The 25,792-nt window shown below is 64.6% G+C and carries 25 protein-coding genes and 5 tRNA genes; 22 read left to right on the top strand and 8 right to left on the bottom strand.

The window, feature by feature from the left end:
• Positions 1-51 precede the first annotated feature (51 nt).
• From rpoE to AC1D02_RS04695, 18 genes are all read left to right on the top strand, one after another.
• A complete protein-coding gene (rpoE, locus tag AC1D02_RS04780) occupies positions 52-660 on the top strand; it encodes an RNA polymerase sigma factor RpoE (RefSeq protein WP_477314257.1) in 609 nt (202 codons plus the stop codon).
• Between the two features lie 56 nt (positions 661-716).
• A complete protein-coding gene (locus tag AC1D02_RS04775; protein WP_477314255.1) occupies positions 717-1,031 on the top strand; it encodes an RseA family anti-sigma factor in 315 nt (104 codons plus the stop codon).
• Between the two features lie 155 nt (positions 1,032-1,186).
• Entirely contained in the window at positions 1,187-2,635 is a 1,449-nt protein-coding gene (locus AC1D02_RS04770) for a DegQ family serine endoprotease (protein WP_477314253.1), read from the top strand.
• Entirely contained in the window at positions 2,635-2,889 is a 255-nt protein-coding gene (locus AC1D02_RS04765; protein WP_477315355.1) for a glutaredoxin family protein, read from the top strand. The genes AC1D02_RS04770 and AC1D02_RS04765 overlap by 1 nt, the downstream gene beginning before the upstream one ends.
• Before the next feature lie 312 nt (positions 2,890-3,201).
• On the top strand, positions 3,202-4,992 hold the full coding sequence (gene lepA, locus AC1D02_RS04760) for a translation elongation factor 4 (RefSeq protein ID WP_477314251.1): 1,791 nt from the start codon (positions 3,202-3,204) through the stop codon (positions 4,990-4,992).
• Positions 4,993-5,910 carry a signal peptidase I gene (lepB, locus tag AC1D02_RS04755; RefSeq protein WP_477314249.1) on the top strand — a complete coding sequence of 306 codons (918 nt, stop codon included), beginning with the start codon at positions 4,993-4,995 and terminating at the stop codon, positions 5,908-5,910.
• 21 nt (positions 5,911-5,931) lie between these two features.
• Entirely contained in the window at positions 5,932-6,330 is a 399-nt protein-coding gene (locus tag AC1D02_RS04750) for a DUF4845 domain-containing protein (RefSeq protein WP_477314247.1), read from the top strand.
• Between the two features lie 25 nt (positions 6,331-6,355).
• A complete protein-coding gene (gene rnc, locus AC1D02_RS04745; RefSeq protein WP_477314245.1) occupies positions 6,356-7,201 on the top strand; it encodes a ribonuclease III in 846 nt (281 codons plus the stop codon).
• Entirely contained in the window at positions 7,198-8,103 is a 906-nt protein-coding gene (era, locus tag AC1D02_RS04740) for a GTPase Era (protein WP_477314243.1), read from the top strand. Before rnc ends, era begins: the two co-directional genes overlap by 4 nt.
• A 24-nt stretch (positions 8,104-8,127) precedes the next feature.
• Complete coding sequence (gene recO, locus AC1D02_RS04735; RefSeq protein ID WP_477314241.1) at positions 8,128-8,913, top strand: DNA repair protein RecO; 786 nt, start codon at positions 8,128-8,130, stop codon at positions 8,911-8,913.
• Between the two features lie 19 nt (positions 8,914-8,932).
• Positions 8,933-9,706, top strand: a complete 774-nt coding sequence (gene pdxJ / locus AC1D02_RS04730) for a pyridoxine 5'-phosphate synthase (RefSeq protein ID WP_477314239.1) — start codon at positions 8,933-8,935, stop codon at positions 9,704-9,706.
• The gene (gene acpS, locus AC1D02_RS04725; RefSeq protein ID WP_477314237.1) at positions 9,703-10,092 is read left to right on the top strand and encodes a holo-ACP synthase; all 390 of its coding nucleotides are present in this window, start codon (positions 9,703-9,705) and stop codon (positions 10,090-10,092) included. The genes pdxJ and acpS overlap by 4 nt, the downstream gene beginning before the upstream one ends.
• Positions 10,093-10,099: 7 nt before the next feature.
• Positions 10,100-11,947, top strand: coding sequence for an excinuclease ABC subunit UvrC (uvrC, locus tag AC1D02_RS04720; protein ID WP_477314235.1), 1,848 nt, complete (start codon positions 10,100-10,102; stop codon positions 11,945-11,947).
• A gap of 171 nt (positions 11,948-12,118) precedes the next feature.
• Positions 12,119-12,703 carry a CDP-diacylglycerol--glycerol-3-phosphate 3-phosphatidyltransferase gene (pgsA, locus tag AC1D02_RS04715; protein ID WP_477314233.1) on the top strand — a complete coding sequence of 195 codons (585 nt, stop codon included), beginning with the start codon at positions 12,119-12,121 and terminating at the stop codon, positions 12,701-12,703.
• Between the two features lie 69 nt (positions 12,704-12,772).
• A tRNA-Gly gene (locus AC1D02_RS04710) sits at positions 12,773-12,848 on the top strand.
• A 76-nt stretch (positions 12,849-12,924) separates the two neighbouring features.
• Positions 12,925-13,000, top strand: a tRNA-Gly gene (locus AC1D02_RS04705).
• A gap of 47 nt (positions 13,001-13,047) precedes the next feature.
• Positions 13,048-13,123, top strand: a tRNA-Gly gene (locus tag AC1D02_RS04700).
• 75 nt (positions 13,124-13,198) lie between these two features.
• Positions 13,199-13,272, top strand: a tRNA-Cys gene (locus tag AC1D02_RS04695).
• Between the two features lie 181 nt (positions 13,273-13,453).
• On the opposite strand, the gene AC1D02_RS04690 is transcribed toward AC1D02_RS04695, so the two are convergent.
• A complete protein-coding gene (locus AC1D02_RS04690) occupies positions 13,454-14,455 on the bottom strand; it encodes a PKD domain-containing protein (protein ID WP_477314231.1) in 1,002 nt (333 codons plus the stop codon).
• Positions 14,456-14,532: 77 nt separating this feature from the next.
• Between AC1D02_RS04690 and AC1D02_RS04685 the strand changes: the two genes are divergently transcribed.
• Positions 14,533-15,087, top strand: a complete 555-nt coding sequence (locus AC1D02_RS04685) for an amidohydrolase family protein (RefSeq protein ID WP_477314229.1) — start codon at positions 14,533-14,535, stop codon at positions 15,085-15,087.
• Between the two features lie 43 nt (positions 15,088-15,130).
• Here AC1D02_RS04685 and AC1D02_RS04680 read toward each other — a convergent pair whose 3' ends face one another.
• The 4 genes from AC1D02_RS04680 to AC1D02_RS04665 form a co-directional block, all read right to left on the bottom strand.
• Positions 15,131-16,876: an ABC transporter ATP-binding protein/permease gene (locus tag AC1D02_RS04680; protein ID WP_477314227.1), complete on the bottom strand. Its 1,746-nt coding sequence runs from the start codon at positions 16,874-16,876 to the stop codon at positions 15,131-15,133.
• Between the two features lie 371 nt (positions 16,877-17,247).
• Positions 17,248-17,991: a type 1 glutamine amidotransferase domain-containing protein gene (locus tag AC1D02_RS04675; RefSeq protein WP_477314225.1), complete on the bottom strand. Its 744-nt coding sequence runs from the start codon at positions 17,989-17,991 to the stop codon at positions 17,248-17,250.
• A gap of 144 nt (positions 17,992-18,135) precedes the next feature.
• On the bottom strand, positions 18,136-18,360 hold the full coding sequence (locus AC1D02_RS04670) for an oxidoreductase-like domain-containing protein (protein ID WP_477314223.1): 225 nt from the start codon (positions 18,358-18,360) through the stop codon (positions 18,136-18,138).
• 45 nt (positions 18,361-18,405) lie between these two features.
• Entirely contained in the window at positions 18,406-18,624 is a 219-nt protein-coding gene (locus AC1D02_RS04665; RefSeq protein ID WP_477314221.1) for a hypothetical protein, read from the bottom strand.
• On the opposite strand from AC1D02_RS04665, the gene AC1D02_RS04660 reads away from it, so the two are divergent.
• Positions 18,608-18,853 carry a hypothetical protein gene (locus AC1D02_RS04660; RefSeq protein WP_477314219.1) on the top strand — a complete coding sequence of 82 codons (246 nt, stop codon included), beginning with the start codon at positions 18,608-18,610 and terminating at the stop codon, positions 18,851-18,853. The two genes, AC1D02_RS04665 and AC1D02_RS04660, sit on opposite strands and share 17 nt — an antisense overlap.
• Before the next feature lie 44 nt (positions 18,854-18,897).
• Positions 18,898-18,971, top strand: a tRNA-Cys gene (locus AC1D02_RS04655).
• 203 nt (positions 18,972-19,174) lie between these two features.
• Here the strand turns inward: AC1D02_RS04655 and AC1D02_RS04650 are convergent.
• Genes AC1D02_RS04650 through AC1D02_RS04640 form a run of 3 tightly spaced genes read right to left on the bottom strand, consistent with a single transcriptional unit; the run spans position 19,175 to position 24,511 of the window.
• Entirely contained in the window at positions 19,175-19,633 is a 459-nt protein-coding gene (locus AC1D02_RS04650) for a YciI family protein (protein WP_477314217.1), read from the bottom strand.
• A 20-nt stretch (positions 19,634-19,653) separates the two neighbouring features.
• Positions 19,654-20,721 carry an ABC transporter ATP-binding protein gene (locus AC1D02_RS04645; RefSeq protein ID WP_477314215.1) on the bottom strand — a complete coding sequence of 356 codons (1,068 nt, stop codon included), beginning with the start codon at positions 20,719-20,721 and terminating at the stop codon, positions 19,654-19,656.
• Between the two features lie 37 nt (positions 20,722-20,758).
• Positions 20,759-24,511 carry a GH36-type glycosyl hydrolase domain-containing protein gene (locus tag AC1D02_RS04640; protein WP_477314213.1) on the bottom strand — a complete coding sequence of 1,251 codons (3,753 nt, stop codon included), beginning with the start codon at positions 24,509-24,511 and terminating at the stop codon, positions 20,759-20,761.
• 218 nt (positions 24,512-24,729) lie between these two features.
• Here AC1D02_RS04640 and AC1D02_RS04635 point away from each other — a divergent pair, with 218 nt between their 5' ends.
• The gene (locus AC1D02_RS04635) at positions 24,730-25,761 is read left to right on the top strand and encodes a LacI family DNA-binding transcriptional regulator (RefSeq protein ID WP_477314211.1); all 1,032 of its coding nucleotides are present in this window, start codon (positions 24,730-24,732) and stop codon (positions 25,759-25,761) included.
• Positions 25,762-25,792 lie beyond the last annotated feature (31 nt).

Raw genomic sequence — 25,792 nt, 5'->3', positions numbered from 1 at the left:
ACTCTTATACACAAGGAGACAACGCCGCTGCCACCAACGGGGCATGGTTCAGTGACGACAGAACGCGAGTGCGACCAGTTGCTGGTCGAGCGGGTGCAAGGCGGAGACCGGCAGGCGTTCAACCTGCTGGTGGCCAAGTACCAGCGCAGGCTGATGCGCCTGGTGTCGCGCCTGGTGCACGATCCGGCGGAGGCGGAGGATGTTGTTCAAGAAACGTTCATCAAGGCGTACCGGGCCCTGCGGCACTTCCGCGGTGATTCGGCATTTTATACATGGTTGTACCGGATCGGCATCAACACGGCGAAAAATTTTCTGGTGACGCAGGGCCGGCGCGCGCCGACATCGACCGAGTCCGATGCCGAGCACGCCGAAACGTTCGACGACGCCGACAGCCTGCGCGACATCAACACGCCCGAGTCTATGCTGGCGAGCAAGCAGATCGCGCACACGGTCAACGCCGCGATGGAAGCGCTGCCGCTGGAACTGCGCACCGCGATCGTGCTGCGCGAGATTGAAGGATTGAGTTACGAAGAGATATCGGAAGTGATGGCGTGTCCGATCGGCACCGTGCGCAGCCGGATTTTCCGGGCGCGCGAGGTCATTGCCGAAAAATTGAAGCCCTTACTCGATTTCCCGGTTGACAAGCGGCGTCAGCCGTAGTCATGATGGCAATAGCTGGTAGTAAATTGATCACACGGACGGCGATGGAAAGCACGATGGACACAAACAAGAAAATTCGCGAGCACATATCGGCCCTGGGCGACGGCGAACTGGCGGCGTCCGACCTCGAGCTGGCGTTCGCGGCGCTGCGCGCGCGCGACGGCGAGCAGGCGTGGGACGTGTACCACCGGATCGGCGACGAGCTGCGCGCGCGCGCGACGCCCGAGCTGTCCGACGCGTTCGGCGAGCGCCTGGYGGCGCGCCTGGCGGCCGAGCCGGCGCCGGTGCGGCGCGGGGCGGCGCATCCGCCGGCGACCGCGGCAGTCGCCGCCGTGACGCCGGATCTGAAGAAAATCGCCGCCACGTCTTGACGTTCTTGCGGCTTTTGCACGAGCCGCGGCCCAACACCGGGGTCAGGTCCGGCGGACCTGACCCCTTACCTTGTCGGCGGCGCGTGAGCTGCCGCGACAATCCGCTTTTTTTCGCTTACCATTGCGTCAATTGTCGAACTGATCCCATGCTCCCAATGACCATTCCATCCTTCGCCACCCGCATCCTCCTGTCCGCCGCCTTGCTCGCCGCCTTTTCCGCGCCGACCGCATTCGCCGCCTCGCAAGTGTCGGTCCCGGTCGTCACCGGCCTGCCCGATTTCACCGACCTGATCGAGCGTGTCGGCCCGGCCGTCGTCAACATCCGCACCACCGAAAAGGTCAAGCTGGGGCAGGGCAGTCCCGGCGACGAGGAGATGCAGGAGTTCCTGCGCCGCTTCTTCGGCCAGCAGATGCCGCGCCCTTCGCCGCGCGGCAAGCGCGGCGCCCCGCAGCAGGAGGAGGAAGTCCAGCGCGGCGTCGGCTCCGGCTTCATCATTTCGAACGACGGCCTGGTGCTGACCAACGCCCACGTCGTCGAAGGCGCCGACGAGGTGCTGATCACCCTGACCGACCGCCGCGAGTTCAAGGCCAAGGTACTGGGCGCCGACAAGCGTTCCGACGTCGCAGTGCTCAAGCTCGAGGCGACCAACCTGCCTTACCTGAAGACCGGCGACTCGAGCAAGATCCGCGTGGGCGAATGGGTGATCGCGATCGGTTCGCCGTTCAACCTGGAGAACTCGGTCTCGGCCGGCATCATCTCGGCCAAGGCGCGCGACACCGGCGACTACCTGCCGCTGATCCAGACCGACGTCGCAGTCAATCCCGGCAACTCGGGCGGCCCGCTGATCAACATGCGCGGTGAGGTCATCGGCATCAACTCGCAGATCGCCACCCTGTCCGGCGGCTACAACGGCATCTCGTTCGCGGTGCCGATCGACGAGGCGATTCGCGTCTCGGACCAGCTGCGCAAGACCGGCAAGGTCGCGCGCGGCCGGCTCGGCGTGCAGATCGGCGAAGTGGGCAAGGACGTGGCCGAGTCGCTCGGCCTCGGCAAGGCGCGCGGCGCCGAAGTCGCGCTGGTCGAGCCGGGCGGTCCCGCCGACAAGGCCGGCATCAAGGTCGGCGACATCATCCTCAAGTTCAACGGCGTGGCGATCGACCGCAGCGGCGATTTGCCGCGCCAGGTCGGCGGCACCGCGATCGGCAGCCGTGCCATCGTCACCGTGTGGCGCAAGGGGTCGCAGATCGACATCCCGGTCACCGTCGCCCAGCTGGAAGACGAGAAGCCGGCCGCCAGGCCGACGCCGAAAAAACCGAAGCCCGAGGCCGTGCCGAACGCGCTGGGCCTGCACGTGTCCGACCTGACCGACGCGCAGCGCAAGGAGCTCAAGCAGGACGCGGTGCTGGTCGATTCGGCCGAAGGCGCCGCCGCGCGCGCCGACGTGCGTCCGGGCGACCTGATCCTGCAGGTCAACAACGTCGAAGTGAAAGACGCCAAGCAGTTCAACGCGATGGTCGCCAAGCTCGATCCGAAAAAGCCGGTGGCGCTGCTGGTGCGGCGCGACACGGTCACGGCCTATCGCGTGATCCGTCCGCGCCAGTGATCCGCTTCACCCTGTACTCGCGCAGCTACTGCCACCTGTGCGACGACATGCTGGCGGCGTTGAGGGCACTGGAGACTGGCAGCCGGCGCTTCGACATCGACGTGATCGACGTCGACGCCGACCCGGCCCTGGTCGAGCGCTTCGATGAGCTGGTGCCGGTGCTGTACGGCGCCGACCTGTCGGCGCCGGAGCTGTGCCATTATTTCCTTGACCACGATGCGGTCAATGCCTACTTGGAAAGCGCCGCAGCCTAAGATCCGGGGTCAGGTCCGGCGGACCTGACCCCGGGTTTGTCGCTGGCGCTGACCGTTCCGAGTACCCGGGTCGGCGATGGCTGTTGCAATTATGCAAAGTTTTGCATAATTTTGGCCGTGCTCCCTCCCGCGCCGCAGCAGAAACCCGGGCTTTCTACCCTGAAATCCGGTAAAATGCGAGGGTCGGAAAAGCTTCTGTCCTGGCAAACAGCTTCTCTCGCTTGATAAGGCGCTCGTCTGGGGAATCGCATAATCCCCCTCGGAGCGCTTTTTTCGTTGCACCGCTTCACTCTATTGGTCTCGAATTGGTTAATGAATAACATACGTAACTTCTCCATCATCGCCCACATCGATCACGGTAAATCGACGCTGGCCGACCGTATCATTCAAATCTGCGGCGGCCTGTCCGACCGCGACATGGAAGCCCAGGTGCTCGATTCGATGGACCTGGAGCGCGAGCGCGGCATCACCATCAAGGCGCAGACCGCGGCGCTGCACTACAAGGCGCGCGACGGCGTCGTCTACAACCTGAACCTGATCGACACCCCTGGCCACGTCGACTTCAGCTACGAAGTCTCGCGATCGCTGTCGGCGTGCGAAGGCGCGCTGCTGGTGGTCGACGCCTCGCAGGGCGTGGAAGCGCAGACCGTGGCCAACTGCTACACCGCGCTCGATCTCGGCGTGGAAGTGGTGCCGGTGCTGAACAAGATCGACCTGCCGCACGCCGACCCGGCCAACGCGATCAAGGAAATCGAAGACGTGATCGGCATCGACGCGACCGACGCGGTGCAGTGCTCGGCCAAGAGCGGCCTCGGCGTCGAGGACGTGCTCGAGTCGCTGATCGCCAAGGTGCCGCCGCCGAAGGGCGACCCGGACGCGCCGCTGCAGGCGCTGATCGTCGACTCCTGGTTCGACAACTACGTCGGCGTCGTGATGCTGGTGCGCGTGATGAACGGCACCTTGAAGCCGAAAGAAAAAATCCTGTTGATGGCGACCGAATCGACCCAGCTGGTCGAAAGCGTCGGCGTGTTCTCGCCGCGCTCGCAGCCGCTGCCGCAGCTGTCGGCCGGCCAGGTGGGCTTCGTCATCGCCGGCATCAAGGAACTGAAGGCCGCCAAAGTGGGCGACACCGTCACCCACGCGGCCAAGCCGGCCGCGACGCCGCTGCCGGGCTTCAAGGAAGTCCAGCCGCAGGTGTTCGCCGGCCTGTTCCCGGTCGAGGCGAACCAGTACGACGCGCTGCGCGACGCGCTGGAAAAGCTGAAACTGAACGACGCCGCCCTGATGTACGAGCCGGAAGTGTCGCAGGCGCTGGGCTTCGGCTTCCGCTGCGGCTTCCTGGGCCTGCTGCACATGGAGATCGTGCAGGAACGCCTCGAGCGCGAGTTCGACATGGACCTGATCACCACGGCGCCGACCGTGGTGTACGAAGTCGAAATGCGCGACGGCTCGATCCTGAAGGTCGACAACCCATCCAAGATGCCGGAGACGACCAAGATCGCCGAGGTGCGCGAGCCGATCGTCACCGTCAACCTGTACATGCCGCAGGAGTACGTCGGCTCGGTCATCACGCTGGCCGTGGGCAAGCGCGGCGTCCAGATGGACATGAGCTACCACGGCCGCCAGGTCAAGCTGGTGTACGAAATGCCGATGGCCGAAATCGTGCTCGACTTCTTCGACAAGCTGAAGTCGACCTCGCGCGGCTACGCCTCGATGGACTACGAGTTCAAGGAATACCGCGCGGCCGACGTGGTCAAGGTCGACATGCTGATCAACAGCGAGAAGGTCGACGCGCTGGCCATCATCGTGCACCGCTCGAATGCCACTTACCGCGGCCGCCAGGTCGCCGCCAAGATGCGCGAACTGATTCCGCGCCAGATGTTCGACGTGGCGATCCAGGCCGCGATCGGCGTGAACGTGATCTCGCGCGAAAACGTCAAGGCGCTGCGCAAGAACGTGCTGGCCAAGTGCTACGGCGGCGACATCAGCCGGAAAAAGAAACTGCTCGAGAAGCAAAAGGCGGGCAAGAAGCGCATGAAGCAAGTGGGCTCGGTGGAAATCCCGCAAGAGGCTTTCCTGGCAATCTTACAAGTGGACGAATAAATGAACCTGCAAGTCATCCTGGGAAATTTTGCATTGATCCTGTTCGTGTTGATGGTCATCACGGGCGTGATCTGGTTCCTCGATATCTTTGTGTTCGCCAAGCAGCGCCGCCTCGCCGCCGATACCGCGCTGGCGGCTTTCGACGGCCGCAACGCCAAGCTGGCCGCCGACGGCATCAAGACCGACAACACCAGCCGCGCCGCGATCGAGGCCGCGCTGCTGCGCCAGCCGACCTGGATCGAGTACTCGGGCAGTTTCTTTCCGGTCATCGCGCTGGTGTTTTTCCTGCGCTCTTTCCTGTACGAGCCGTTCAAGATTCCATCGTCGTCGATGGTGCCGACGCTGCTGATCGGCGACCTGATCCTGGTGAACAAGTACGCTTACGGCGTGCGTCTGCCGGTGCTCAACAAGAAGATCATCGAAGTGGGCGATCCGCAGCGCGGCGACGTGATGGTGTTCAAGTATCCGAAGGACATGAGCCAGGATTACATCAAACGGGTCATCGGCGTGCCGGGTGATAAAATCACCTATGAAAACAAGCGCTTGACGGTCAACGACAAGCCGGTCGATTACTCCGAGATGCCCGATTACCTGGAAGAGGACAGCCTCGAATTGCGTCAGCAATACAAGGAAGAATTGACAAACGTACCACACAACATCCTGACCGTGAAAAACCGGCGTACCATCGACTTGCAGCAGGTCGACAGTTTCCCGCACCGCGAAGCCTGCGTGTACTCGTACGAGAAATTTACTTGTATCGTGCCTGAGGGCAATTACTTTATGATGGGCGACAACCGGGATAACAGCCTGGACAGCCGCTACTGGGGCTTCGTGCCGAACAAGAACATCGTCGGCAAGGCCTTCTTTGTCTGGATGAGCAGCAAGTTCAATCTGAAGCGCATCGGTAGCATTCACTAAAGTCTTTCAGGGAGCAGTCAGATGCAAGGATCGAAACAGGTATTCAACGGCAGCCAGCGCGGCATTTCGCTGATCGGGCTCATTTTCGTGCTGGCCATCCTCGGCGTAACCGGGATCTTCGCGATGAAAGTGTTCCCGACCTGGGTCGAGTACCGTTCGGTCAAGCAGGGCATCGCCTCGGCCAAGGCAGCCGGCGGCAGCACCCTGGCGATGCAGCAGGCCTTCGACAAGAACGCCGAGATCAACGCCGTCGAAGCGATCCACGGCAAGGACCTGGAGTTCTCGCGCGAGACCGGCCAGACCGAAATCAGCTTCGCCTACCAGAAGAAGATCCCGATCGCCGGCAACGTCAGCCTGCTGATCGACTACGCCGGCACCACGGCGCCTGGCGGTGTGATGCCGGACGCCTCGGCCAAGTAACCAGGAACCACGACCCATTCGCCCAATGAATCTTCAGTTATTGCAAACTCGCTTAGGTTACACGTTCCAGGATGCTGGCCTGTTGCAGCAAGCCTTGACGCACCGTAGCCATAGCAGCGTGCATAACGAACGGCTGGAGTTCCTGGGCGACTCGATCCTCAACTGCGTGGTCGCCTCGGTGCTGTACGAGCGCTTCGCCGCGATCGACGAGGGCGACCTTTCGCGCCTGCGCGCCAACCTGGTCAAGCAGCAGTCGCTGTACGAAATCGCCCAGAAGCTCGAACTGTCGCAGTTTTTGCGGCTGGGCGAGGGCGAGCTGAAGTCGGGCGGATTCCGCCGTCCGTCGATCCTGGCCGACACCCTCGAAGCGCTGCTCGGCGCGATCTTCCTCGACGCCGGCTTCAACGCCGCGCGCGACGTGATCCGCGCCTTCTACATCCCGATCCTCGACTCGGTCGATCCGCGCACCCTGGGCAAGGACGCCAAGACGCTGCTGCAGGAATTCCTGCAAAGTAAAAAAATCTCGCTCCCGACCTACAACGTGGTGGCCACCCACGGCGCCGCGCACAGCCAGGAATTCGAAATCGAATGCCTGGTGCCGAAGCTGGGCATCCAGGTCTACGGACGCGGCGGCAGCCGGCGCGCCGGCGAACAGGCCGCCGCCAAGCTGGCGCTCGAGGTGGCCGAGCAGGCGCTGGTGAAGTCGCCGGCCGGCGCGCGCAAGACCAAGCCGCGCGCCGCCCAGCTCAAGCTGGCCGGCATCGCCACCATCCAGAGCGAGGCCGAAGCCGCCCCAGCCCCCGCCAAAGCGGACGGCAAGGCCGACGCCAAGGCTCCCAAACAAACGCATCCAGAAACGAAGTCGGCATGAATACCTCCAGCAGCACCCCAGATAATTTCCGTTGCGGCTACATTGCCATCATCGGCCGCCCGAACGTCGGCAAATCGACGCTGATGAACGTGCTGATCGGCGCCAAGGTGTCGATCACCTCGCGCAAGGCGCAGACCACGCGCCACCGCATCACCGGCATCCAGACCATCGACGACGCCCAGTTCATCTACGTCGACACGCCGGGCTTCCAGACGCGCCACTCGAATGCGCTGAACAAGACGCTCAACAAGACTGTCACCAATACGCTCATTTCGGCCGACGTGATCCTCTACCTGGTCGAGGCGGGCACCTTCGGGCCGGCCGACCAGCAAGTGGTCGACCTGCTGCCGAAAGAAGTGCCGGTGATCCTGGTGATCAACAAGTCGGACCGCGTCAAGGACAAGGCCGCGCTGATGCCGTTCGCCCAGCAGATCGCCGCCAAGCACGACTTCGCCGCCATCGTGCCGGTGTCGGCCAAGCTGCGCTTCCAGGTCGACGCGCTGCAGGCCGAGATCAAGAAGCTGCTGCCGGAAAACGCGCCGATCTTCGGGCCGGACGACATCACCGACCGCAGCGAGAAGTTCCTCGCCGCCGAGATCGTGCGGGAAAAAGTGTTCCGCCTGGTCGGCGACGAGCTTCCGTACACCAGCACCGTGCTGATCGAGCAGTTCGAGCAGGAAGGCGACCTGCGCCGCATCTTCGCCGCCGTGCTGGTCGAGCGCGACACCCACAAGTCCATGCTGATCGGTAACAAGGGCGCGCGCCTGAAAGAGATTTCGACCCAGTCGCGCCTGGACATGGAAAAGCTGTTCGGCGGACCCGTGTACCTGGAAATCTGGATCAAGGTCAAATCGGGCTGGGCCGATAACGAAGCCGGGCTGCGCGCCTACGGCTACGAATAAGGCAGCTTCCGGCTGCCGCCGCGCATGGACACCCTCGACGCCGACCTCGCCATCGCCGTGCCGGCCGCGGCGGCGCCGAAACGCAGCCGCGCCTTGCCGCGCGACCGCATCAACGGCCAGCCGGGCTTCGTCCTGCACAGCTATCCCTACAAAGAAACCAGCCTGATCGTCGATATGTTCACGCGCGAGTACGGGCGCATCGGACTGGTCGCCAAGGGCGCCAAGCGCCCGCACTCCAAGCTGCGCGGGGTGCTGCAAACCTTCCAGCCGCTGTCGGCGTCGTGGAGCGGCCGCGCCGAGCTGCGCACGCTGATCGACGCCGAATGGGTCGGCGGCATGCTGCCGCTGGAGCGAACCGCGCTCCTGTGCGGCTTCTACCTCAACGAACTGCTGGTCAAGCTGACCGCGCGCGACGACCCGCATCCCGCCTTGTTCGATCAATACGTCGCCACGCTGAACCAACTGGCGCACGGCGAGCCGGCACAAATCGTCTTGAGAAAATTCGAACGGGCCTTACTTAAGGAGACAGGCGTCGCTGCGGATTTAAGCCGCTGCGCCGGTTCGCACGATCCGATCGAGCCGGGCGTCGAATACGTCGTCGATCCCGAGCGCGGCCCGCGCGTGGCGCGCGCCTCCGACACCTGGCCGGCGGTCGACGGCCAGACCCTGCTCGACATGGAGCGCGACGACTACGCCGATCCGCTGACGCAGGCGCAGGGCAAGCAGCTGATGCGCTTCCTGCTGGCGCACCAGCTGGGAGGCGCGCCGCTCAACACGCGCCAGATCCTGATCGACCTGCTGCAGCTATAACCACAACAACGGAACCACCATGAGCTTCCTGCAACCATCCGGCCCGGTCATCGACCTCGGCGTCAACATCGACCACGTGGCGACCCTGCGCAATGCGCGCGGCACCGTCTATCCCGACCCGATCCGCGCCGCGCTGCTTGCCGAGCAGGCCGGCGCCGACGTCATCACGCTGCACCTGCGCGAAGACCGGCGCCACATCAAGGATGCCGACGTGATCGCGATCCGGCCGCAGCTGGTCACGCGCATGAATCTCGAAGCGGCGGTGACGCAGGAGATGATCGACTTCGCCTGCTCGGTCAAACCGCAGGACGTGTGTTTGGTGCCGGAGCGGCGCGAGGAAGTCACCACCGAGGGCGGGCTGGACGTGGTTCGCTACTACAAGCAGGTCGAGGCGGCCATCAAGCAGCTGCAAGGGGAGGGCATCCGCGTCAGCCTGTTCATCGACGCCGACGAAGCGCAGATCGGCGCCGCCGCCGACCTGGGCGCACCGGTGATCGAGCTGCACACGGGCCGCTACGCCGAAGCCGAAGGCGCCGAGCTGGCGCACGAACTGGAACGCATCCGCGCGGGCGCCCGCTTCGGCGTGCAGCGCGGCCTGAAGGTCAACGCCGGCCACGGCCTGCATTACACCAACGTGCAGGCGATCGCCGCTTTGCCCGACATCGGCGAACTGAATATCGGCCACGCCATCGTGGCGCATGCGGTGTTCGCCGGCTTCGAGAACGCGGTGCGCGAGATGAAGGCGATCATGGTCGCCGCGCGCCTCGGCGTCACCCTGGGCCGCGCGCAATGATCTACGGGATCGGCACGGACATCGTGCAAATCTCGCGCGTCGAGGCGGCGCTGGGCCGCAACGAGCGCTTTGCCGAGAAGATCCTGGGTCCCGAGGAGCTGGTCAAGTTCCACGCGCGCCGCGCCAAGAACGAGATCCGCGGCCTGCGCTTCCTGGCCACGCGCTTCTCGGCCAAGGAAGCGTTTTCGAAGGCGATCGGGCTGGGCATGCGCATGCCGATGACCTGGCGCTCGGCGCAGATGCTCAACTCGCCCAGCGGCAAGCCGATGATCGTCTGCAGCGGCGCGCTGCAAGAATTCATGCAGCAGCATAAACTGAGTGCACAGGTGACGATCAGCGACGAAGCCGATTACGGCGTCGCTTTCGTCATCGTCACGCAAGGCTAAATTAAGAATGTCAGAAGTGAATCCCGATCCGCGCGCGCAGGTGCTGGCCACCGTCGCCAAGCTGCCCAACCTGCCGGGCGTGTACCGCTATTTCGACGCCGCCGACGCGGTGCTCTACGTCGGCAAGGCGCGCGACCTGAAGAAGCGCGTGTCGAGCTACTTCCAGAAGAATTTGGCCAGCCCGCGCATCGCCATGATGGTCGAGCGCATCGTGCGGCTCGAGACCACGGTGACGCACAGCGAAGCCGAAGCGCTGATCCTCGAAAATAACCTGATCAAGACGCTCAAGCCGCGCTTCAACATCCTGTTCCGCGACGATAAGTCCTACCCCTACCTGAAGATCACCGGCGGGGACGTGCCGCGCATGGCCTACTACCGCGGCGCGCTGGACAAGCGCAACCAGTACTTCGGGCCGTTCCCGAGCGCGTGGGCGGTGAAGGAATCGATCCAGATCCTGCAAAAGGTGTTCATGCTGCGCACCTGTGAGGACAGCGTGTATTCGAACCGCACGCGTCCCTGCCTGCTGCACCAGATCGGCCGCTGCAGCGCGCCGTGCGTCGACCTGGTGGCGTCCGAGGATTACCGCATCGACGTAGAGAACGCCGGCAAATTCCTGCGCGGGCGCCAGAGCGAAGTGATGGCCGACCTGGAAGCGAAGATGCACGGTTTTGCCGAGCAGCTCAAGTTCGAGCAGGCGGCCGCGGTGCGCAACCAGATCCAGTCGCTGGCCAAAGTGCTGCACCAGCAGAGCATGGAAACGACGGGCGACGCCGACGTCGACATCATCGCCGTGGTGGTGCAGGGCGGCCGCGCCTGCGTCAACCTGGCGATGGTGCGCGGCGGGCGCCACCTGGGCGACCGCGCCTACTTCCCGACCCAGGTGGCCGAGGCGGTCACCGAATCCTCCATCGAGGTCGAAGTGCTGGCGGCTTTCCTGGCGCAGCACTACAGCGAGAAGTTCATCCCGGGTACGCTGATCCTGAATATCGAATTCGACCAGCCGGCCCTGATGGCGGCGCTGATCGAACAGTGCGGGCACCGCATCAACTTGATTTTCCAGCCGGAGAAGCAGCGCCGCCAGTGGCTCGAACTGGCGCAGAAGGGCGCCGAGATCTCGCTGGCGCGCCTGCTGTCCGAGCAGGGTTCGCAGCAGTCGCGCACGCGCGCGCTGGCCGACGTGCTGGGGCTGGAGACCGAAGACCTCGACGCGCTGCGCATCGAATGCTTCGACATCAGCCACACGATGGGCGAAGCGACGCAGGCCTCGTGCGTGGTGTTCCATCACCACGCGATGCAAAACGGCGAGTACCGCCGCTACAACATCACCGGCATCACGCCGGGCGACGATTATGCGGCGATGCGCCAGGTGCTGATGCGGCGCTACGAGAAGGTGGTCAACGGCGACGGCGTGATGCCGGACGTGGTGCTGATCGACGGCGGCAAGGGCCAGGTCGAGATGGCGCGCCAGGTGTTCGCCGAGCTGGGGCTGGACATCAGCCTGATCGTCGGCGTCGCCAAGGGGGAGGGGCGCCGGGTCGGCCTCGAGACGCTGGTGTTCGTCGACGGCCGCGCGCCGCAGGAGCTGGGCAAGGAATCGGCGGCGCTGATGCTCGTCGCGCTGATTCGCGACGAGGCGCATCGCTTCGCCATCACCGGCATGCGCGCCAAGCGCGCCAAGACGCGCCAGACGTCGAGCCTGGAAGAGATCGAAGGCATCGGCGCCAAACGCCGCCAGCGGCTGCTGGCGCGCTTTGGCGGGCTGCGCGGCGTGGTCAACGCCAGCGTCGAAGACCTGAAGTCGGTCGAAGGCATTTCGACGTCGCTGGCCGAAGAAATCTACAGGCAGCTGCATTAAGAGTCTGGGGCTGGTCCGCCGGACCTGACCCCGCCTTGGTCGCCGCAGGACGCAAGTCAAGCAGTTTCGTACATACGCCTTGCACATATGCACGTCCCAACTAGTTTAAAAAGCAATAGCACGGTAGACTAGCGGCGCAAGCATTTCTAACAGTAAACCAGTTCACCCCTTATGCCTTTCAACATTCCGATTCTGCTGACCTGGTTACGCGTAGCGCTCATCCCCCTCGTTGTCGGTGTCTACTACCTTCCAATCCACTGGCTGCCGCGTTCCGACCAGGACCTTGCCGCGACCCTGGTGTTCATCATCGCCGCCATCACCGACTGGTTCGACGGCTTCCTGGCGCGGCGCTGGAACCAGACCTCGGCGTTCGGCGCCTTTTTGGATCCCGTGGCCGACAAGCTGATGGTGGCCGGCGCGCTGCTGGTGCTGGTGCACCTGGACCGGGTGGACCACTTCATCGCCTTCATCATCATCGGCCGCGAGATTGCCATCTCGGCGCTGCGCGAATGGATGGCGCAGATCGGCGCGTCGCGCTCGGTGGCGGTCAGCTCGCTGGGCAAGATCAAGACCGCGGCGCAGATGACGGCGATCCCGATGCTGCTGTTCCATGACATCGTGTGGGGCGCGATCGACACCCAGCTGGTCGGCACCGCGTTCATGTACATCGCCGCGATCCTGACGGTGTGGTCGATGTTTTATTACCTGCGCCTGGCCTGGCCGCTGATCAAGGAAAAGTCGGCCGCGCTGGATTGAAAGAAACCTAAGGCCGCAGCCTTGACACCCCGGCTGGAACCTCTATAATGCGTGCCTGTTGTGAACGACGCGGGAGTAGCTCAGTTGGTAGAGCGCAACCTTGCCAAGGTTGAGGTCGAGAGTTCGAGACTCTTCTCCCGCTCCATAAATTCTGGAGCAAACGTCGAAATGTTGTCCTTGAAAAAAAGTACCTTTTCAGCGATAATAGCTGTCTTGCAAATGCGGGAGTAGCTCAGTTGGTAGAGCGCAACCTTGCCAAGGTTGAGGTCGAGAGTTCGAGACTCTTCTCCCGCTCCAGTGCTTCACTGGCGCATGCAGGTAGTGGTAAAATGCAGGACTCCAATGCGGGAGTAGCTCAGTTGGTAGAGCGCAACCTTGCCAAGGTTGAGGTCGAGAGTTCGAGACTCTTCTCCCGCTCCAGAATTCAAAGGGAAGCCTGGCTTCCCTTTTTGTTAGCGGCCCCCGCGGGCTGTGCAGCAAAGACAGTATTTCCTCGGCGAGGTAGCAAAGAGGTTATGCAGCGGCCTGCAAAGCCGTTTAGACGGGTTCGATTCCCGTCCTCGCCTCCAGCATCGAAAAAAATAGCCCACGTTCGCGTGGGCTATTTTTTTTGTGCGCCACGAACGTCGTCAGGCGGTTCGACGTCGCGACCGCCGCATCACGGGATCAGAATGACAAACGACGCTGTCGCTCCCTGGCCGATCGTCCCGGATACGCTGACCGATCCATCCTGGAAGGGGAGCCCCCCGCTCAGGGCGATCTCGTACGTTCCGACATCGTCCGGTGCGATCGTGGCCGTAATCGACAGCGTGGCAGAGCCGGCGCGCAAGGAACCGAGCGAGCAATTGTTTGATGCGCCAATTTCGGTCGTGCAAAGGATCCGACGATGACAACCGCCTCCCATGTCTCGTCGGCGGTCCGTCTGTTTGTAAACATGCCCGGTTGCAACTCAAAACGCAGAGTCTTCGTCGCGGCGTCATACGTTGCTGGCACCAGTTCAAAGCTGTCCAGCACTTCTTCGCCGCCATCCTGGAACACCTGAACAAAGACGCTCGGCTCATCTTTAGACTGCAGGCGCTGCGCAAGCTCAGCAGGCACATTCGCGCTAACGGTGAGCGTATTTGCGGTTTGGACCGAGCCGGTGTTGATCCGGATCTCACGCGCAGCCCGCTGCGCTGTTTTGAACATCTGCGACGTCACGTCGAAGTCCGCGGCGGTCTCCGCGGTCGCGGTGGTCCACAGCCCGATCCGTGTGGACGCAGTAAATGAGCCAGCGGGTACCTCGATCGAGGCCACTTGGGGCAGTGCGACGTTGAGTGCCATGCTCCCCACAGCTGCCGAAACGGCGGGAGTGGTGATCTCAATCGTGCGGTTCGCCGACGCGGTAGCACCGTCGTCGTCCGTGACCGTCAAATTCAAGACGTACGAACCCGAGGCGCCATAGGCGTGGCGCGGCGATATTTCGCTGCTCGTCGCGCCGTCGCCAAAATCCCACCGCTGGGCGACAATCTTCCCGTCCGCATCGCTGCTCGCTGCCGAAGACAGGACGTACGCAGTGACCTGGTCCGCCGATGGCTGTGAAATGGCAATCGCGGCCTTGGGCGCCTGGTTATCGCTGTGATGGTGACAAGCGGTCAGAAATATCGCCGTGGGATCAAAAGCGACCTGGTTCTCTGTAGATAAAGTGTCATGCTGCTCTCCCGTTCCTCGACTGATGCCCGCGACGAGTTTCGCTCGCAGGCGACGGCTCATTTGGTGTGCTTTGCCAGCATACGGGACGACGACTGTTACCATTTTGACCGAACTGGGAGCGGTAGCGACCGGAGCATGTGGAACGGCTGCGCCAGGTGTTCCGGTTCGCCAACGCCAAGCGCATGGCAATTGCCGTGCACCTGCGCGCGAGCATCAGCCTGAAGCGGCCTTATGGCGCCGAGCAAGCCAAGGTATTTCTCGAACAGCTGATGCCGCTCGCCGAAGACATCCCGGTCCAAGTCGCGCACATGGCCGGTTCCGGACCGGGCTACGACGATCCGCCTGCCCAGGCGGTGATGGGAGTGCTGGCCGCCGCGGTCGAGCGGCGCGACCCGCACACCCGCAATCTGTGGTTCGATGTCGCGTCAAACGCCGCGCCCAATCTGCCAGCAGCGCAGATGGCGCTGCTGGTCAGACACATCCGCCAGGTCGGCGCCGCGCGGATCCTGTACGGTTCGGACGCCGCCGCCGGCGACACGCCGCGCCCGCGCGAAGGCTGGACAGCGTTTCGCCAGTTGCCGTTGACCGGGGCGGAATTCACCCAGATCGCAAGCAACCTGGCGCGGTATTTTCCGCCGCGGGCAGCGGCTATCGAGGCGGCTCCTTCCGCATGTTCCCCCCGCGTCCGCTAATTTGCGCTTCAATCGCGAATCCGATCGAGCGCCGCATCGAGCGCTACCCGGCAGCGGCCACGCTGCGTGATTCCTGTCCTCGCTGCGACCCTGCGCCGTCACTGCGCGATTCGGCAACCGGCTCATCGAACTGGTAGCCGCTCGCTTCCACCAGCTCCCAGGCGCCGTCGCCCATCAGGCGCAGCACATGGGTATGATGGCGCAACACGGCGGCGCGGTGCGCGATGCTGATCAGCGTGGTTCCGCTTGCGCGCAGGCGGGCATACAACGCTGCTTCGTTTTCACTGTCGAGCGCGCTGGTCGCTTCGTCCAGGATGACGATGCTCGGCTGATGGACCAGCACCCGCGCGAAGGCAACGCGCTGCTGCTCGCCTACCGACAACAGTTTTTCCCAGTCGTGCACCGCGTCCAGGCCGCCCACGCGCCCGGCCAGCAGCGGCAGGTGAACCTGCTCCAGGATCTCCGACAGCTGCTCATCGCTCAGTGGTGACTGCGCGCTTGGATAAATCAGCTGGCTGCGCAGCGTGCCCATCTGGAGATAGGGCTGCTGCGGCAGGAAGAACAGCTGTTCCAGCGGCGGATGTTGAATCACGCCGCTGCCGGTGTGCCACAGACCGGCGATCGCGCGCAACAGCGAGCTTTTTCCGCAGCCGCTGTCGCCGGTGATGAGCAGGGCGTCGCCCGGCATCACGGCCAGGCTCAGCTCTTTGATGAGCACCCGTTCCGATTGCGGTGGATGCAGCGTCAGCGCTTCGAGCGCGAGGTGCTGACCCGAACGCGTCTCGATGCGCGGGTGCGCATCGGGGGCAACGGGCTTCGACTCTGCGTGCGGCATCACCAGTTGGGACAACGCCTGCAGGCGGTCGATTCCCGCCACGAAGCGGCTGAGGCTTTCAAAGTTGTCGACGATGACTCCAACCGCGGAGAGCACCGCAGAGAACGCTCCAGCCGCCTGAATCGCTCGCCCCACTTCCATCTGGCCCGACAGCACCGCGTCGGCCAGGATCACGGCGGGCAGCACCAGATCGAGGCGGCTGAACGCGCGCTGGAACAAATTGAGGGAGCGCTGCTTCTTGATCAGCCTGGCAAAATTCTCGATCACTTTCTCGAACTTGCTGTCGATATGTTCGCGTTCCTGCGCCTCGCCGCGGTAAAAGGCGATCGATTCGGCGTTTTCGCGCACGCGCATCAGGCTGAAACGGAAATCCGCCTCGCGCCGCAGCTGCCAGAAATTCAACTTGATCAGCGGATTGCCGAATACGTAGACGGCGACCACGGTGCCGACCATTGCGTACGCCACCAGCACGCCGACCAGCAGATGTGAAATCGACCACAGCACGGCGCTGAACGCCACCAGCGACATGATCGAGCCTAAAAAGATCAGCAGGAAGTTGATGGACCTGCCGGTGAAGGTGTTGATGTCCTCGCTGATGCGTTGGTCGGGATTGTCGATCTCGGTGTCGGATCCCAGCTCGTAATACTTGCGTCCTTTCAGATAGCCATCGAGGAAGCGGCTGGTGAGCCAGCGCCGCCACTGGTTGCCGAACAGGTCGCGCATGTAATAGTAAAACGCGTAGATCGGCACGGCGAACGCCAGTACGAACAGGCACGCGCGCACCGACTTCCAGAAGCGGTCGCCGCTCTGCGCAGCCAGCGCCGACGTCATTTCGCCGGCCTGATTGTTCAGCATCACGGCCAGCTTGGTCTCGACCAGCATCAGGACGATCAGCAGAAACAGCAGGCTCCAGGCCTGCTTTTTCTTGTCCTCCAGCCAGTATGGCTTCGCCACTTTGACGAATTGTTTCCAGGCCGCGAGCGACAAGCCAGGAGGGCGACGTCTTTTTTTGCGCGCCGCCGGGACCTCGGTGGTTGATGCGTCGGGAGGAGCTGAAGTGGGCGTGTTCATTTTCGGTAAATTGCAATAGCAGATAGGGTTAGAACGCGCGGGCTCGGAGGTCGATTGTGGCAAACGCCGCCATCGAAACACTGAGCATACGATCGGGGAAGAAACCGTTCAGTGCGGAAACGGACATAGCGAGCAGGGGGATTGATTCTTTTTTGGACCCGGACCGGATGCGCCGGCGTCGCGTTGGGTCTGGTCCCGCGGACTTGGCCCGTCTTTGTCGGCGCGACGCGGCGCCGAACCGCTTTCCGGTAGGTTCAGGACTGCGCTGCCGCGTCGCGCTTGCCGCGGCGCCGCCGATTCGCCGCGACCACGCTAACCCCGACCAGCGCCAGGCTCAACATGGCTCCGAGAGACGGCGACGCGAGCCAGCGCAGCGGCTGGCCAGGCCTTTCGGACGGCTCCTCGCGCTGGGGATCGGAGTGGCCGTGACGCAGGGCAGGACCATTGCCGGGTTCGCCGCTCAGAAACGGGATCAGCTCGTTGATGAGCGCGTCGATGTCCTCGGGGCACCTGCTCGACAGCCAGTTCGCATCCCGCACCACCGATTCGTTCAGCCAGGTGGCGCCGGCATTGACCAGGTCGTCGCGCACGCCGGGCCAGGAGGTCAGCGTGCGGTTCGTCGCCAGCCCGGCCGAGACGAGAATCAGGGGCGCCTGGGACATCAGCGCAATCGGCTTGCCGAGGGCGTTCATGGCGCGCACGAAGTCGCGCGCGGGGGCCGACTGGCGCAGCAGGTCCGGACTGATGTAGCCACCCGGAATCAGGAGGCCGTCGTAGTCCGGCGCGCGCGCGTCGCGCACGGTTTTGTGGACCGGCAGCAGGTCGGCCGGCTGATGCACATCCATGCCGCGGATCCTGCCGGAATGCAGGGAGACGATCACGACCTCGGCGCCCGCGTCCCTGAGTGCCGCGGTCGGCGCGACCATTTCCATCTTTTCAAAACCGTCCGCCGCCAACACGGCGATTCGCTTGCCAGCCAGTTTATTGGGCGCGTTCATGTGGTTCTCCCGACGACTCTCTCTTTCTACAGAGTTGCAGGCGGACGCTTTAGTTCCGGGAAGCGTAGTGCGCTAGCGACGGATTTACGCAAGCCTGTATTTCAGGGGAGGATAGATGGAAGCCGCTGGATCGTGATCGCAACGTCAGGCCGCATCGGGGTGGCGCGCCAGCCAGGCGGCGAGCGCGAGATCGTAACGTTCCATGGCTGCGTCGTACAAGTCGAACACGCAGGGCGTGCAGCCGCTGCGGCAGCAATCGTCCAGCTCCGGCTGGCGCGGCGGACGCGGACGCGCATCGGCCAGCTCGCTGCGCGAGCCGGCCGATTCCTTCGATGCGGCGTCCGGTGATTTCGGCGGCTTCGGCTTCATTCACGCATTGTAGCCGCGCTGCGCGCCACCTGCTGCCGGGGACCGTCAGCCCTTTTTCTCCATCATGGGAGCGTCGCCTTCGGGCGCCTTCTTGTCCATGTTGTCCTTGTTCATGTCCTTTTTCATTTTCTTGTGCATCTTCTTGTGCATCTTCTTGTGCGACTTCATGCCCATGTCGGCCTGGGTCGGCTGGTTCGACTGCAGCGCCTGCGCGTGCTTCTCGATCTCGGCGATCTTCGCAGGGTCGGTGATTTCGGTTGCCATTTTGTTTTGGGCCATTGCCACGCCGGCCAGGGACAGAAGGGATGCAAACAGCCAGATTTTTGCTTTCATGATTGCCTCACAAGAAAAGTTTTTAGTTGTCGGAGATTGCGTCCACATGGCAGCTTTGGTGCGTGTGTGCGCCTTGCCGGCCATGGCACAAAAACAAGCTTACACCGGTCGGCGCAAGGGCAGCGCACCGGACACGCCACCCGTCGGCTCCATCGTTTGACGCCGCTCCAAACGCGGCTTCGGCGCACGCATAATATTGGTCGTGGCGAGGTAGCAAAGAGGTTATGCGACGGCCTGCAAAGCCGTTCAGATGGGTTCGATTCCCGTCCTCGCCTCCAGTCAATCGACACCGCCGCCTACGGTCCGGGGTCGGGTCCGCCGGACCTGATCCTGGTTTTGTCGCTCCGGCATATCTTTTCCGACGAGACAAAAAAAACCGCGCTGAATGAGCGCGGCTGTGAACACATCTAGAGAGAGAACTCGCACTATAGCGCGATCGCGCGCGTGCTGGATTACACCCAGATTACATTTGGCGCGCCGCCTACTTCTTGCGCACGATCTTGCCGTGAATGTCGTTCACCGCCATCAGCCCCGCCGAGCTGAAAAACTTGTGGTACTCGGCCACCATCTCGCCGTTGATGATCACCGGATCGGTAGCCACGAACGTCTTCGCCTCTTCGATATCGCCGGTGGCGAAGACGAACACGCCGCGCCAGCCGTCGACGCCGTCCAGCGGCCCCGCCACCGCCAGCTTTTTGTCGGCCGCCAGCCGTTCCATATTGGCGAAATGGCCCTCGAACATCTTCTTGCGCGCCGGTCCATCCGCCATCTTGTTCGGCCCCGTCTTGAGGATCACCAGCACGTACGAGCGCATGCCGCTGTCGTTGCCGCCCAGCGATTGCGCCAGCGCGGCGTCGTAGGCCGGCGCGGGCACTGCCTGAGCGGACGCCGCGCCGACACACAAGACCGCGCACGCGGCCAACAAGGCTTGCTTGAACATGGAGGAGCTCCTGGATGAGGTTATCGCCGTTTGCCGGCCTGGTCGAACACGTGGACGCGCGCCGCCGGCGCTCCGAATAATACGCGCTCGCCGATCTCCCAATGACGCTCCGGGTCGGCCCGCGCGACGATCTGTTCGCCGCTGTGCTCCGCCTTGGCGTACAGGTAGGTGCCCTCGCCGAGCCGCTCGACGCCGAACACGCTGGCCGGTATCCCGTCCGCCGCGTCGGCCTGGATGTGCTCCGGCCGGATCCCCACCGTGACTTCTTCGCCGAGATTCATCCGCACCGGCGCCGCGACTTGCGCGCCGCCGGCCAGCGTCACCATCACGCCGTCCACCAGCAGCTCGCTCACGCGGCCCGGCAGGAAATTCATCGGCGGCGCACCCAGGAAGCCGGCCACGAACAGGTTGTCTGGCCGGTGATACAGGTCCAGCGGCGCGCCCACCTGCTCGATGCGCCCCGCGTTCAGCACCACGATGCGGTCGGCCAGCGTCATCGCCTCGACCTGGTCGTGCGTCACGTAGATCATCGTCGTCGCCAGCGTGCGGTGCAGCTTGGCCAGCTCGATGCGCATCTGCACCCGCAGCGATGCGTCCAGGTTCGACAGCGGCTCGTCGAACAGGAACACCTTCGGCTGGCGCACGATCGCGCGTCCGATCGCCACCCGCTGGCGCTGGCCGCCGGACAGCTCTTTCGGCCGGCGCTGCAGCAGCGGCACGATCTGCAGCGTCTGCGCCGCGTTCATCACCGCGGCGTCGATTTCGGCCTTCGGCTTGCCGGCCAGCTTGAGCGCGAACGCCATGTTCTCGTGCACCGTCATGTGCGGGTACAGCGCGTAGCTCTGGAACACCATGGCCAGGCCGCGCTGCGCCGGCGGCATGTCGTTCACGAGCTCGTCGCCGATCACGATCTCGCCGCTGTCGATATCTTCCAGGCCGCAAATGGCCCGCAGCAGCGTCGACTTGCCGCAGCCGGAAGGGCCGACGAAGACGATGAACTCGCCGTCGAGGATGTCGAGGTCGATCCCGTGCAGGATGGCGACGTCGCCATACGATTTGCGGATGCCTTCCAGTCTCAGTTCAGCCATGTGCGCCCTGGTGTTGTTGGATTGCGGTTGCGTCGAATTAAGCGGACGGCAGGATCATCTCGACCCGGTGCGCCTTGCCGTCGGCGACCAGCGGCACCAGCGCGGCGCCATCGGTCACGGGTACAGCCTGGCCGTCCAGTGTAGCCGAAGCCGCGCCGGCTGCGTGCTTCACCGTGATCTCGTAAGTGGTTGCGCCATCGGCCAGCCGGTAACGGATCGAATACGATGGCCACGATTTCGGCACCACCGGCTTCAGGCGAATGCTGTTGCCGCCCTCGATGGTGAAGCCCAGCACCGATTCCAGCGCCACGCGGTACATCCAGCCGGACGATCCCGTGTACCAGGTCCAGCCGCCGCGCCCCACGTGCGGATCGGCGCCATAGATATCGGCCGCGATCACGTAAGGCTCCACCTGGTAGGTCGCCACCGCCTCCGGCGTCAGCGCGTGGCTGACGGGACTCAGGTTCTCGAGCAGCTGCGCCGCGCGTTCGCCGCGGCCCGCTTCGGCCACCGCGCGCACTGCCCAGCATGCCGCGTGGGTGTACTGGCCGCCGTTCTCGCGCACCCCCGCCACGTAACCCTTGATGTAACCCGGGTCCTGCGGCGTGTCGACGAACGGTGGCGTGAGCAGGCGGATCAGGCCTTCGCTGTCCGACACCAGATGCCGTTCCATCGCGTCCAGCGCCTGCTGCGCGCGGTGCGCCGGCGCCGCGCCGGAAATCACCGACCAGGCCTGCGCCAGCGCGTCGATCTTGCACTCGTCGCTGTCCTTCGATCCCATCACGGCGCCATTGTCGTAGTAGGCGCGGCGATACCACTCGCCGTCCCAGCCGGTGTCGTTCAGCGCGACCGACAGGTGGTCGCGGTACGCCGTGTAGCTGGCAATGCGCCCGCTGTCGCCGCGCCGTTCGCACATCGGCAGGAAGTCGGTGATGATGCGGAACAGGAAGAAGCCCATCCACACGCTTTCGCCGCGGCCTTCGCGTCCCACCCGGTTCATGCCGTCGTTCCAGTCGCCGGTGCCCATCAGCGGCAGGCCGTGCGCGCCCCTGGTCAGCGAGCGGTCCAGCGCGCGGCAGCAGTGCTCGTACACGTCGCCGCTCTGGCCCGATGGCGACGGCGTGAGGAATTCCTCGTCCTCGCCTTCGGCCAGCAGCGGCGCGGTCAGGAAGCCTTCGACCTCATCGAGCACGCTCCAGTCGCCGGTGGACTTGATGTAGAACGCGGTCACGTACGGGAGCCACAGCAGGTCGTCGGAAAAATTCGTGCGCAGGCCTTTTTCCAGCGGCGCCGGATGCCACCAGTGCAGCACGTCGCCCTCCACGAACTGGTGCGCCGCGTGCAGGCGGATCTGCCGGCGCGTCATCTCCGGCAGCGTGTAGATCATCGCGCTCGAATCCTGCAGCTGGTCGCGGTAGCCGATCGCGCCGCCGGACTGGTAGAACGCCGAGCGGCCCCAGATGCGGCAGCTCAGGTTCTGGTAGGCCAGCCAGCCGTTGACCATCAGGTCCACCGCCGGCGCCGGCGTGGTCACTTCGATGGCGCCCGTGGTGGCGCGCCAGAACGCGCGCATCTCGGCAAGCGCCGCATCGACCGCGCCGGGCGCGCGATAGCGCTCGACCAGCGCAAGCGAGTCGGCGCGCGACGTGGTTTCGCCGAGCAGGAACGCGCAGTCGATGCTGGCGCCCGGGGCGAGGGTGACGCGCAGCTGGAATGCCGCGCATGGATCGAGGCCAGCGCCGCTGCGGCCGTCCAGCGTCGGCTGGGCCAGCGCCGCCGGCTGCGCGCAGCTGCCGCCTTCGCCGATGAAACTGGCGCGGTCGGCGCTGATCCACTGCTGCTCGGCGCCCGGCGCAATCGCCGCGGCGACCGTGACGCCGTCGGCGAATGGGCCGGCCATGCGGTTGACGGCGAGCAGCGCGCCGTCCTCGACGCCGGTGACGACGTGGCGTCCGCTGTCGAACGGCGTGGTGCCGAGCACCAGCTGCTGGAACGAGAACAGCGACAGCGTGCGCGCGCGCGCCGACTGGTTGCGCAAGGTCACGCGGACGATCTTCAGCGGATCGTGGCGCGGCACGAACACCGTGGTCTCCTGTTCGAGCTCGTGGCTGCGATGGCGGAAGGTCGTGTAGCCGAATCCGTGCACGGCCTCGTAGGCGGCGTCGGCCGGCGCGGGGCCGGGCATCGGCGACCAGAACTCGCCGCCGTCTTCGTCGCGTATATACAGTGCTTCGCCATGCGGGTCGCGCACCGGGTCGTTGAACCACGGCGTCAGGCGGTGCTCGCGGCTGTTGCGGCTCCAGGTGTAGCCGGCGCCGGTCTCGCTGATCAACACGCCGACCTTTTCGTTGGCGATCACGTTGGTCCAGGGCAGGGGCGGGCGCACGTGGCCGGCCAATGCGTCCCACGCCATCCGCACCACGTATTCCTTGCCGTCGGCGGAAAAGCCGCCGTTCCCGTTGAAGAACTGGAGCGGCTCGGCCGGCATCGGCGAGCCCGGTTCGGCGATGTGCGCGAGCGTGCTGGCGATGCGCGGCTGGCGCGGCGCGAACGCCGGAAGCGGGCCGTCGATCACGGCGCGCGCCAGGACCAGGATCCGATCGAGGTCCGCGGCCGGCACCCGCGCCGGGTCGAGCAGCGTGGCGTTGGCGGGCAGCGCCTGCCAGCCGGCGGTGTCGCCGACCACCACCAGGTGGATCGGCTGCGCCAGCGCCTGCCAGTAGCGCGCGGCCAGCAGCAGTGCCGGAACATCGGCCGCGCCGGCGATCGCCACGCACAGCGCCTTGCCGCCGGGGATCTGATATTCGCCCAGGATGCCGGCGCTGCCGGTCGCGCGGGTCTGCACGTCGGCGCGCGCGCGCAGGGCGGTGTCGCCGTACAGCATGGCCACCGCGAGTTCTTCGTAAGCACCCGCCTGCGCCGCATCGATGCCCAGTTGCCGCAGCAGGTCGCTCTGGCGCGCGGCCGCGCGCGCACTGGCCGCGTCGAAATCGGCCGTGCGCTGCGCCAGCGCCAATGCGGCGTCGCGATCGGCCGCGGCGCCGAGCAGGAAGCTCAGGGTGGCGCTGGCGCCGCCTTCCAGCACCACGCTGCGGCGCAGGCTCATGGCCGGATCGAGCACGTTGCCGGCGGTGCCGGAGAGAGTAGCGCCGGGCGCCATCATCGCCGGCGCGGCCAGGCTGTTCGCCCGTCCGACGAAGCGCTTGCGGTCCGTTTCGAATTCGCCGCCGGCGCCGCCGTGCACCGCATGCACCATCCACACGCTGTTCTCGCCGGCGCCGCGCGGACGGCGCCGCGCCAGCAGGGCGTCGCCATGCGCCTCGGTCTGCACGAACAGTTTCGAGAAGGCGGGGTGCGACGATTCGGCCGCGCGCAGGTTCAGCACGATTTCGAGGTAGCTCGTGACGTCGATGCGGCGCGCCCCGGCGCCCAGGTTGCGCAGCGTGAGCTTGCGCAGTTCGGCGTCGGCGTCGCCGACCGCGATCTCGAGGCGCGCTTCGATGTCCCGGAAGGTGCAGGCCAGCCAGGTGCCGGCGTCGCTGCGGCCGGCGGAGTAGGCGGCGCCGGCGCGCGGATACAGCGCGCCGATCGACCAGGATTCGCCGCTGTCGGCGTCGCGCAGGTAGAGCAGGGAGCCGTCGCCGTCTTCCACCGGGTCGCCTTGCCAGCGCGTCAGCGCGAAGTCCGGTAACTCGCTGTAGCCGCTGCCGGCGGCGGTGATCAGCGTGGAAAAGCGGCCGTTGGAAAGCAGGCGCGCGCCGGATGCGGGGCTGGGGGAGGTCGGGATCATGGACTCGCCAAAAGAGATGAAATCGGTTTGTAATCGGTTACATCGCGCAGATTCTACCGGACATTTTTCACGATGTGATGGAATTATTGTAATGACCGAAGTGTTGTATGCAGGGGAAAAATGAGCAGAAAAACTACACGATGGCAAAAAAAATGCGCTACATTAGAAAAATGTAATCGGTTACTTTCGCGCAACTTAGACCAAGAAGGCAAGATCTTATGGCGGTAACGATCAAGGATGTGGCGCGTGCGGCGAACGTTTCGGTGGCTTCCGTGTCGCGTGCCTTGAACGGTCATACCAACGTTACCGACGAAACCCGCAAGCTGGTGCTCGAGACCGCGCGCAGCCTGCGCTACATCCCGCACAGCGGCGCGCGCAGCCTGTCCACCAGCCGCACCGACACCATCGGCGTGGTCCTTCCCGACCTGTACGGCGAATTCTTTTCCGAGCTCATTCGCGGCATCGACCAGGCGGCGCGCCGGCGCGGCCTGCACCTGCTGGTATCGAGTTCGCACGGCGACGCCGGCGAGGCGGCTGCCGCCCTGCGCGCGATGAGCGGCCGGGTCGATGGCCTCATCATCATGTCGCCCCACGTCGACGCCAGCTTCCTGTCCGATAACCTGCCCGGCGTGCTGCCGGTGGTGCTGCTCAACACGCACGACACCGCGCACGAATATTCGTCGCTGGCGGTCGACAACTACGGCGGCGCCGCGGCCATGGTGCAGCACCTGGTGGAGATGGGCCACCGGCGCATCATGATGATCGCCGGCCCGTCCAACAATTTCGAGGCGGAGGAGCGCCTGCGCGGCTTCCGCGAAACCATGACGCGCCTGCTGCCGGCCTACGATCCGCAGGACGTCAGCGTGGTGCGCGGCGACTTCACCGAGGACTCGGGCTACCGCGCCGGACAGCAGATGCAGGCCCTCAAGCGCCTGCCCGACGCGATTTTCGCCGCCAACGACATGATGGCGATCGGCTGCCTGTTCGCCCTCAACGAAGCGGGCGTGCACGTGCCGAACGACGTCGCGCTGGTCGGCTTCGACGATATCCCGATGGCGCGCTTCATCTCGCCGCCGCTCACCACGGTGCGCGTGCGCATGACCGATATGGGCAGCCGGGCCTTGGAGGGCTTGGCGTTCCAGATCGAGAACCCGGAAGGCACCAGGAATTCGGTCCAGGTGCTTCAAACAGAGTTGGTTGTTCGTAGATCCTGCGGCTCCCCACGGGTCGCAGGCCGTATCGCAGTATAAAAAAATTAGAAATCAAAATCAGGAGACTTGC

Source organism: Massilia sp. P1_C10 (assembly GCF_056406475.1).
The sequence above is the reverse complement of the archived record's forward strand: the minus strand, read 5'-3'. Positions and strand labels throughout refer to the sequence as shown.